10 protein-coding genes are annotated in these 9,329 nt (G+C 45.1%); 7 read left to right on the top strand and 3 right to left on the bottom strand.

Annotated features, from left to right (window positions below; all coding sequences use genetic code 11):
* Window positions 1–189 precede the first annotated feature (189 nt).
* The 3 genes from degS to zapG form a co-directional block, all read right to left on the bottom strand.
* Window positions 190–1,254, bottom strand: a complete 1,065-nt coding sequence (gene degS, locus ELS82_RS16710; protein WP_134836482.1) for an outer membrane-stress sensor serine endopeptidase DegS — start codon at window positions 1,252–1,254, stop codon at window positions 190–192.
* Between the two features lie 129 nt (window positions 1,255–1,383).
* Window positions 1,384–2,751, bottom strand: a complete 1,368-nt coding sequence (locus ELS82_RS16705; RefSeq protein ID WP_134836481.1) for a Do family serine endopeptidase — start codon at window positions 2,749–2,751, stop codon at window positions 1,384–1,386.
* Between the two features lie 116 nt (window positions 2,752–2,867).
* On the bottom strand, window positions 2,868–3,335 hold the full coding sequence (gene zapG / locus ELS82_RS16700) for a Z-ring associated protein ZapG (RefSeq protein WP_134836480.1): 468 nt from the start codon (window positions 3,333–3,335) through the stop codon (window positions 2,868–2,870).
* 152 nt (window positions 3,336–3,487) lie between these two features.
* On the opposite strand from zapG, the gene zapE reads away from it, so the two are divergent.
* From zapE to sspA, 7 genes are all read left to right on the top strand, one after another.
* Entirely contained in the window at window positions 3,488–4,594 is a 1,107-nt protein-coding gene (zapE, locus tag ELS82_RS16695; RefSeq protein ID WP_134836479.1) for a cell division protein ZapE, read from the top strand.
* A 243-nt stretch (window positions 4,595–4,837) separates the two neighbouring features.
* Window positions 4,838–5,266, top strand: coding sequence for a 50S ribosomal protein L13 (rplM, locus tag ELS82_RS16685; protein ID WP_004744972.1), 429 nt, complete (start codon window positions 4,838–4,840; stop codon window positions 5,264–5,266).
* A gap of 15 nt (window positions 5,267–5,281) precedes the next feature.
* Entirely contained in the window at window positions 5,282–5,674 is a 393-nt protein-coding gene (rpsI, locus tag ELS82_RS16680; protein ID WP_004415472.1) for a 30S ribosomal protein S9, read from the top strand.
* Window positions 5,675–6,002: 328 nt separating this feature from the next.
* Window positions 6,003–6,596: a ubiquinol-cytochrome c reductase iron-sulfur subunit gene (gene petA, locus ELS82_RS16675; RefSeq protein WP_134836477.1), complete on the top strand. Its 594-nt coding sequence runs from the start codon at window positions 6,003–6,005 to the stop codon at window positions 6,594–6,596.
* Window positions 6,596–7,861, top strand: a complete 1,266-nt coding sequence (locus ELS82_RS16670) for a cytochrome b (RefSeq protein WP_134836476.1) — start codon at window positions 6,596–6,598, stop codon at window positions 7,859–7,861. Before petA ends, ELS82_RS16670 begins: the two co-directional genes overlap by 1 nt.
* Entirely contained in the window at window positions 7,858–8,595 is a 738-nt protein-coding gene (locus ELS82_RS16665; RefSeq protein ID WP_134836475.1) for a cytochrome c1, read from the top strand. Before ELS82_RS16670 ends, ELS82_RS16665 begins: the two co-directional genes overlap by 4 nt.
* 97 nt (window positions 8,596–8,692) lie before the next feature.
* On the top strand, window positions 8,693–9,328 hold the full coding sequence (gene sspA / locus ELS82_RS16660; protein WP_053440147.1) for a stringent starvation protein SspA: 636 nt from the start codon (window positions 8,693–8,695) through the stop codon (window positions 9,326–9,328).
* Window position 9,329: the final 1 nt, after the last annotated feature.

Below are 9,329 nucleotides of genomic sequence, written 5' to 3'. Positions count from 1 at the left end.
AATCAAGCTCAAGCAAATGCGAGAAAGCGTCAGCCATTTCATTTTACCAGACAAAAGAAAGGACCGAACGTTTCCACGTTCAGTCCTCTTTGTTCCGGCCAAATATCCGTTTAGGTATAAGCGTTAGCGCTTATCCGAATGGCATTAATGCCAAGGCATGGGGTTTTCTTTTTTGTCCACTCGTAAATCTTAATCCCGAGTATCTTCTTCGATGGTCACTTGAAGGGTCTGTTCTTTCCCTTTGCGTAGAATCAACACATCAACCACTGTTCCCGGTCGAAGCTCAGTAACTATATCCATAACGCTTTGGCGGCCATTAATTTTCTGATCGTTAATTTTGAGAATGATATCTTGCGGCTCAAAGCCTGCGTTGGCAGCTGGCCCATTAGGGTCTACGCCTAACACAACGATACCGCCCAAATGTTCACTACCGAGTAATCGAGAAGTGACGGAGTTAATGTCTTGGCCATCAATACCAATATAACCGCGAATCACACGTCCATCGGCGATGATCTTTTGCATGATCTTATTGGCAAGAGCGTAAGGAATGGCAAATGAAATTCCGTAGGTTTCAAGCTCAGTCGCTTGCTGGAACGACGCCGTATTGATACCGACCAGCTCACCACGAGTATTGACCAAGGCGCCCCCAGAGTTACCTTCATTGATGGCAGCATCTGTTTGAATAAAGGCTTGGTGCCCATCGGCGCTGATTGAGGAGCGACCTGTTGCTGAAATAATGCCGAAGGTAGTGGTTTGCCCTAAATTGTATGGGTTACCAATGGCTAATACGACATCGCCAACAATAGGGGAATAGTCAGGGTTGAGCGGGATAACAGGTAGGTTGTCTCCCTCAACACGCAATATAGCGATATCAGTGCGGCGATCTTTACCAACCAACTGTGCGGCCGCAACGCGACCATCTTGTAACGCGACAATGATTTGGTCAGCTTGAGCGACTACGTGATAGTTAGTAATGATGTAGCCTTTCTCACTGACGATTACCCCAGAGCCTAAGCCTTGAGTAAGGAGTTTAGAGCGATCCTTCTCAGTATATTTTCGGCTATAGATGTTAACCACGGCAGGAGCAGCTTTGCGCACAGCCTTATTAAATGAAATTTGCGATAGGTTATCGATGCTGCGATCTTCAGGCACATCTTGGGGAAGAATATTAGTGCGTAGAGAGGGCACGGCTACTAACAACAGGGCGGCTGTCGCTATACCTAAGCCAACAGAACGCAATAAAAACTGCAGCATGCTTTCCTCGTCATGGTTATAAAAGGGATAATTTGGTGAAGAATAGCACTAGATGAGAAAATAATAAAAGGACAGCCGCTTATGCCGCTGTCCTTTCAAGGTTGTATCGCATTTTGTGTTGAGGTGAGGTTAGCGAATGACTAGGTAAATGCTGCGATCGCCACGTTGGATATTAAGTGCGAGTACACCTGATTGTTTTTCGACGATTTTTCTAAAATCAGCGAGGTTTTTCACTCTTTGGCGGTTAACACCAATAATGATGTCGCCTTGCTGTAGCTGATAGGCTTCTGCATTAGAGCCAACCTCTACAGACGTGACCTTAACTCCTTTAACCTTATCTGAGCTATTGGTATTGCTTAACTGAGCACCAGATAACCCTTCATGCAGTTTATCTGCGGTCGTCTTGACACTCGCTTGCTCACCTAAGGTAACGTCAAAAGACTTCTCCTTGCCGTCACGGACTAGACCTAACGTAATTTTTTTACCTGCGCCCAGTGTGGCGACTTTGGCACGTAACTCACTAAACGAGTTTATCGCTTTGCCATTGACTGAGACAATAACGTCGCCCGCTTGTAACCCCGCTTTATCTGCGGCGCTGTCAGGCACAACTTGGCTAACAAATGCCCCTTTACTTGATTCATAGCCCAGTGCTTCAGCAAGCTCTGAGGTGATTTCACTGCCTTGGACGCCAAGCATGCCGCGTTTCACTTCACCAAACTCAAGAATCTGCCCAGTGAGGTTAGTCATCATATTAGACGGAATAGCGAAGCCAATGCCCACATTGCCACCATTTGGTCCCAAGATTGCGGTATTGATGCCAATCAATTCACCGTTGAGGTTGACTAGAGCACCACCAGAGTTACCGCTGTTAATCGCCGCATCGGTTTGAATAAAGTTCTCGAAGTTCTCTAGGTTTAACCCACTGCGGCCTAAAGCTGAAACGATACCCGAAGTGACGGTTTGCCCTAGGCCAAATGGATTACCGATCGCGACAGTGAAGTCACCGACGCGTAAGTTATCTGAGTCAGCGATTTTGACTTCGGTGAGGTTCTTGGCTTTCTCTAGTTTGAGTAACGCGACATCAGACATTTGATCGCCACCAACCAGTTCTGCGTCGTATTCGCGGCCATCATACAGTTTAACGCGGATTTTTTCTGCACCATTAATCACATGGTAGTTGGTGATGATATGGCCTTTTTGGGCATCAATAATCACGCCAGAGCCAAGCCCTCTAAATGGACGTTCTTGTAGCTGTTCTGCGGGAAAGTCTGGGCCAAAGAAGAAGCGGAATTGATCGGGAATCTGTTGCTTCGAAACTTGAGTGCCTTCAACGGAGATGCTGACGACTGCAGGGGTTACTCGCTCTAGCATTGGCGCTAGGCTTGGTAATTGTTCGCCACCAACAGACAAAGGCAGTGCTGCCGTTGCTTGAATTGGTGTGATGATTGAACTTAGGCTTAAAGATAGAAGAGTTACTGCAAGCAAAGGTTTTTTCATCGGATACTCCTAGTTGATTAAGGACACTCTCTTAAACTTATACGTAGAATAAGAATTCAATGGCCACTGCTAGGAATATGACTCAAAAACCTTTGCAAAGTTCAGCAAAGAAATGGTTATGAGGCTTTCGCTGACACTACATCTTGAGAATCAAGGATCTCTTTCTTCTCTTCTTTTAGCAGGCCAGTTGAGCCAGACGCATAATCTTTTGGCGCTTCGTTAAGAGGTTGAATTTCAGCTAGGACTTCGACACTTTCGCTGTCACTTGGCGTTTCAGATTGCTGGTTAATCTTCTTCACGAACGGGTTGTCTTGTTCTGGAATGTTGGGCAGTAGTTCACCAGAGGTCTTTGCCATGTGCTGGTAAAGCTTAGTGTACTCTTTACCTAGCGAGTCTAACATTTCCGCTGATTGGGCAAAGTGGTCAGCAAGATCTTGTTTTTGCTGTTCTAATTCAAACTTCGCGGTTTCTAAATCTTTTTGGACACTTTTCTGTTTCTTATATCCAGGCGTGCTCAAACGAGAGATCACAACCCCTAAAACGGTACCGACAAGCAAACCAACGAGGGCATACATCCAAGGCATAATAGCTCCTTATCATTGTTATTTAACATGTTTTTTACTGGTTAGTTACACATGTTGTACTCACATGGTACTATGAGAGCCTTAGCCAATAAAGAAAAATGCATGTGCTCTACATAGCAGTTTCATAGTCTTCTTCATTAGGTAACGAAGCGATGACGCCACTAGAAATCTATAACAACGACATAAAAGAACATGGTTTTCAGAAGGATGCAGCTCAACTTCAAGCGGTCTCTGCCCTTGATAAGCTCTATCACGAATTTCTCGAATACTTGAATACGCCAGTCGAGAAGCCAAGTGGCTGGCGGAGTTGGTTCTCTAAGAAATCTCCAGATCTACCTCAAGCGCCGCAGGGCCTCTATTTTTGGGGCGGAGTAGGGCGAGGCAAAACCTATTTAGTGGATACTTTCTTTGACTCTTTGCCTACCGAAAAGAAAATGCGTGTGCACTTCCATCGCTTTATGTACCGAGTTCACGATGAATTAAATGCGCTGGGTGATGTGAATGACCCGTTGGAGTTAGTGGCGGACAAATTTAAATCTGAAACGGAAATTATCTGTTTTGATGAGTTTTTTGTTTCTGATATTACTGATGCGATGATTTTGGGTACGTTATTTCAAGCGCTGTTCAAGCGTGGGGTGATTTTGGTCGCCACCTCTAACATTCCACCGGAAGATTTATATCGTAATGGCTTACAGCGAGCGCGTTTCCTCCCGGCTATCGCCTTGATTCAAGAAAACTGCCATATACTCAATGTGGATAGTGGTATCGACTACCGACTCAGAACCTTAGAGCAAGCGGAAATATACCATTTCCCATTAGACCAACAAGCGAGTGAAAACTTGGCGCTCTACTATGAGCAACTGGTAGGTGAAGGCAAGCGCGGTGCTGAAAGTATTGATATCAACCATCGTGAGATAGCGGTGATTCAAGCGTCAGAAGATGTGCTGCATGCTACATTTGAGCAGTTATGCCAGTCAGCACGTAGCCAGAATGACTATATCGAGATGTCTCGCCTTTATCACACCGTGTTGCTGGCTGACGTTAAGCAAATGCACAGTACCATTGATGATGCAGCGCGACGCTTTATCGCACTGGTGGATGAGTTTTATGAGCGCAATGTAAAACTGATTATCTCATCGGAAGTGGCATTAGAAGAGCTTTATGCTGGTGGATTGCTTGAGTTTGAGTTTAAACGTTGTCAATCGCGATTGATTGAAATGCAAAGTCATGATTATTTAGCGAAAGAGCATTTGGCGTAACTCCTCGCCAAGCCAGAGCGGGATTGAAAAAAATGAACTTTTTCTGCGAAAAGAGGTGATTTTTTCTACTGACTTCTCTATAATCCTTCGACCCACCGTTACTGCAGACCTTATTATCGAAGGTATTTCGACATAACGGGTCGAGAGTGCCAACCACTCGAAGGGGTGTTGACTGGACTCTTAGTCAGTGGGAGCGAAAGCTCCTTAAGTGTAAATTTAATTATTGAACGGGTTATTATTAGCATGAAAACTTTCGTTGCTAAACCAGAAACTGTAAAACGTGACTGGTACGTTGTAGACGCTGAAGGTAAAACTCTTGGCCGTCTAGCAAGTGAAATTGCATCTCGCCTACGTGGCAAACACAAAGCTGAATACACTCCACACTGTGACACTGGTGATTACATCATCGTTGTTAACGCGGAGAAAGTTACTGTAACTGGTAACAAGGCTAAAGGTAAGATTTACTACCGTCACACAGAATTCCCTGGCGGCCTAAAATCAATCAGCTTCGAGAAGCTAATTGATCGCAAGCCAGAGATGGCTCTTGAACTAGCAGTAAAAGGTATGCTACCACGTGGTCCTCTTGGCCGTGCTATGTACCGTAAGCTGAAAGTTTACGCTGGCGCTGAGCACAACCATGTTGCTCAACAACCACAAGTACTAGACATCTAATCGGGGATTTCGAAAATGGCAGATAATCAATACTACGGTACTGGCCGTCGCAAAAGCTCAGCTGCACGTGTTTTTGTTAAACCAGGCAGCGGCAACATCGTAATCAACAAGCGTAGCCTTGATGAGTACTTTGGTCGTCCAACTTCTCGCATGGTTGTTAAACAGCCTCTAGAGCTAGTTGAACTAACTGAGAAACTAGACCTATACGTTACTGTTAAAGGTGGCGGTATTTCAGGTCAGGCAGGTGCGATCCGTCACGGTATCACACGTGCTCTAATGGAATACGATGAGTCTCTACGTCCTACTCTACGTGCAGCTGGTTACGTTACTCGTGACGCACGTTGCGTTGAACGTAAGAAAGTTGGTCTACGTAAAGCACGTCGTCGTCCACAGTTCTCTAAGCGTTAATCTTTTTTCGAAAAGATTCGCTTCCAATGCTTGCATTGGGATGTGGTACCAAAAGCCTGGCTTCTGCCAGGCTTTTTTGTTTTCCCCTCAAAAAAATCTCCTATCCGACACATACTTAGTGTTTGAGTTATCCTACTTCATCTCCTTTTGTGACCTCACTGGCGATTCACCTCACAAATGTTACAAAAAGGTAGCTTTATCTTGTCAAAAAGTAGGGTTTTATTTATCATTTGCCGTCAAATAAATACAACTAAATTCGTATTTTGTTAGCCATGCTCTTTAAGCGGAATAACAATAATCCACAAGGAGCAAATGGGAGAATGTTTGGATGAGCAATGCGCCTTTAAATAACGGTCGCAGACGTTTCTTAACCGCTACAACAGCTGTTGTTGGTGGTCTAGGAGCAGCTGCAGTCGCCGTTCCTTTTATTAAATCTTGGAACCCAAGTGAAAAAGCCAAAGCTGCGGGTGCCCCTGTTGAAGTTGATATTGGTAAACTTGAAGAAGGGCAGATGGTTCGTGTCGAGTGGCGTGGTAAACCTGTATGGGTTGTACGTCGTGCACAAACTGTCGTAGACGGGCTTAAAGCGATCGATGGTCAATTACGTGACCCTTCATCAGGAGAAGAACAACAACCGACTTATGCTCAGAATGCTTACCGCTCAATTAAGCCAGAGTACTTTGTCGCTGTTGGTATTTGTACACACCTTGGTTGTTCTCCAACCTATCTACCTGACAGTTTTAATGAACAAGTTCAGGGTGTGAAATCAGGTTTCTTCTGTCCATGTCATGGTTCTAAATTCGACATGGCAGGCCGTGTATTCCAGGGCGTTCCTGCGCCACTGAACCTAGTTGTTCCAAAACACATGTATTTAAGCGATACGAAAATCCTTATCGGTGTTGACGAAGAAGGGGAGGCATAATGCAAGCTCTACTTGATTGGGTAGAAAAACGCATACCCGCAATGAATGCGTACAAGAAGCACCTTTCTGAGTATCCGATGCCAAAGAACTTTAACTTTTGGTATCTATTTGGCTCACTAGCGATGCTTGTCTTGGTTAACCAGATCCTAACGGGTATTTGGTTAACGATGAACTACGTACCATCAGGTGATGGTGCATTCGCTTCAATCGAATACATCATGCGTGATGTAGAGTACGGTTGGTTACTGCGTTACATGCACTCGACAGGCGCTTCTGCGTTCTTCGTCGTGGTTTATCTGCACATGTTCCGTGGCCTTATCTACGGTTCATACCAGAAGCCTCGTGAGCTACTGTGGATCTTCGGTATGCTTATCTTCCTTGTGTTGATGGCTGAAGCCTTCATGGGCTACCTACTTCCATGGGGCCAGATGTCTTACTGGGGTGCTCAGGTAATCATCTCTCTCTTCGGTGCTATTCCTGTTATTGGTGATGACCTAACACTATGGATTCGTGGTGACTACGTTATCTCAGGTGCGACGCTAAACCGTTTCTTTGCTCTACACGTTATCGCGCTACCAATCGTACTTCTGCTGCTTATCGTTCTACACGTACTAGCACTACACGAAGTGGGTTCAAACAACCCAGATGGTATCGAAACCAAGCTTCCTAAAGGTACAATGGGCGACGACTACAAGACTCAGTTCCCATTCCACAAGGATTACACTAAGAAGTACGACATTATCGACTCTATTCCTTTCCACCCGTACGGGACGGTGAAAGATATGGTAGGTGTTGCCGGTTTCCTATTCTTGTTCTGTTACGTGCTGTTCTTTAACCCAGAAATGGGTGGATACTTCCTTGAGCCGCCTAACTTTGAAGCTGCAAACCCACTGAAAACACCAGAGCACATTGCTCCTGTATGGTACTTCACTCCGTTCTACGCGATCCTTCGTGCGGTTCCGGACAAGCTACTAGGTGTTATCGCGATGGGTGCATCGATTGCGGTTCTATTTGTTCTACCTTGGCTAGACCGTTGTCGCGTACGTTCTTACCGCTACCGCAGTAAGTTCCATTTATTCAATATCATCCAATTCACGATCAGCTTTATTGCGTTAGGTATTCTTGGTGCGCTTCCAGCAACACCAACATACACGCTGCTAGCTCAGATCTTCAGCTTAGCCTACTTCATGTTCTTCGTGCTGCTGTACTTCTACAGTAAGAACGAAGCGACTAAGCCACTACCAGAAAGGGTGACATTCAAATGAAAAAATGGATTGTAATTTTATTTGCAATGCTGCCTTCATTGGCAATGGCAGCGGGTGCGAACGTACCACTTGATAAAGCAAACAACGACCTGAGTGATCAAGCGTCACTGCAAAACGGTGCGAAACTGTTTATGAACTACTGTTTCGCCTGTCACTCAACTCAGTACCAACGTTACGAGCGTGTTGCTCGTGACATTGGTATCCCAGTTGACTTGCTAAAAGAAAACCTAATCTTTGACCCAGAAGCGAAAGTGGGCGACTTGATGGAAAACGCGATTCCTGACAAGTCTGCAGCGAAATGGTTTGGTGCTCCACCGCCAGATCTAACGCTGGTCGCTCGAGTTCGTGGTACAGACTGGCTATACACTTACCTACGTTCTTTCTATGAGGATCCAAGCCGTCCATTTGGCGTAAACAACATTGTTTTCCCAAGTGTTGGTATGCCGCATGTTCTAGAAGAGCTACAAGGCATTCCTAAGCCAATCTTCGAAACGCACGTTGTTGACGGTAAAGAAGTGACTAAGGTTGTTGCTGTTGAGTCTGACGGTACGGGTGAACTAAACACCGAAGAATACGACAACGCAGTTCGCGACCTAGTGAACTTCCTTGAGTACTCAGGTGACCCAGTTAAGCTAGAGCGTCATGCACTAGGTTGGTGGGTAATGGGCTTCTTAGTTATCTTCACTATCGTTGTTGTGCTACTGAAGAAAGAGTATTGGCGTGATGTGCACTAATTGTGCTATCATACTGTGCTAATTCCCAATTTTTGAACTTAACAATGGAGGCTTAGCCTCCATTGTTTTTATATTTGTAAGTGTGCTGGAGGGCTCCATGGCTGTAGCTGCCAATAAACGTTCTGTGATGACTCTATTCTCAAGTGCATCTGATATGTATAGCCATCAGGTACGTATTGTTCTAGCGGAGAAAGGTGTAAGTGTTGAAGTTGAACTAGTAGATGAAGCAAATCTACCAGCTGAACTTATTGAACTTAACCCGTACAAGACAGTTCCAACATTAGTTGACCGTGAGCTTGCGCTTTACGATTCAAAGATCATCATGGAATACCTAGATGAGCGTTTTCCTCATCCACCGTTGATGCCTGTATACCCGGTTGCTCGTGGTAACAGCCGTCTAATGATCTACCGTATCGAGAAAAACTGGTACACGCTTGCTGAAAAAGTTGTTAAAGGCAACGCTGAAGAAGCGGAAGCCGCTCGTAACAAACTACGTAACGACCTTCTAACTCTTGGTCCTGTATTCGCAGAATACGAATACTTCATGAGTGAAGAGTTCAGCCTAATTGACTGCTATTTAGCACCGTTACTATGGCGTCTACCACAGCTTGGTATTGAGCTAGTTGGCCCAGGTTCTAAAGAGCTAAAAGTTTACATGAACCGCGTATTTGAGCGTGATTCATTCCTAGCTTCTCTAACTGAAGCTGAACGTGAAATGCGTCTAACTCGTTAAT

It is taken from the genome of Vibrio ouci (assembly GCF_004551525.1).
Taxonomy (GTDB): Bacteria; Pseudomonadota; Gammaproteobacteria; order Enterobacterales; family Vibrionaceae; genus Vibrio; species Vibrio ouci.
This window is presented reverse-complemented; position numbering and strand designations above follow the sequence as displayed.

What these genes read in the sequence shown, in the direction of transcription:
- ELS82_RS16705 (WP_134836481.1), bottom strand. Translation starts at nt 2,751, where the DNA reads ATGAAAAAACCTTTGCTTGCAGTAACTCTTCTATCTTTAAGCCTAAGT.
- sspA (WP_053440147.1), top strand. Translation starts at nt 8,693, where the DNA reads ATGGCTGTAGCTGCCAATAAACGTTCTGTGATGACTCTATTCTCAAGT.
- rplM (WP_004744972.1), top strand. Translation starts at nt 4,838, where the DNA reads ATGAAAACTTTCGTTGCTAAACCAGAAACTGTAAAACGTGACTGGTAC.
- zapG (WP_134836480.1), bottom strand. Translation starts at nt 3,335, where the DNA reads ATGCCTTGGATGTATGCCCTCGTTGGTTTGCTTGTCGGTACCGTTTTA.
- ELS82_RS16665 (WP_134836475.1), top strand. Translation starts at nt 7,858, where the DNA reads ATGAAAAAATGGATTGTAATTTTATTTGCAATGCTGCCTTCATTGGCA.
- degS (WP_134836482.1), bottom strand. Translation starts at nt 1,254, where the DNA reads ATGCTGCAGTTTTTATTGCGTTCTGTTGGCTTAGGTATAGCGACAGCC.
- zapE (WP_134836479.1), top strand. Translation starts at nt 3,488, where the DNA reads ATGACGCCACTAGAAATCTATAACAACGACATAAAAGAACATGGTTTT.
- rpsI (WP_004415472.1), top strand. Translation starts at nt 5,282, where the DNA reads ATGGCAGATAATCAATACTACGGTACTGGCCGTCGCAAAAGCTCAGCT.
- petA (WP_134836477.1), top strand. Translation starts at nt 6,003, where the DNA reads ATGAGCAATGCGCCTTTAAATAACGGTCGCAGACGTTTCTTAACCGCT.
- ELS82_RS16670 (WP_134836476.1), top strand. Translation starts at nt 6,596, where the DNA reads ATGCAAGCTCTACTTGATTGGGTAGAAAAACGCATACCCGCAATGAAT.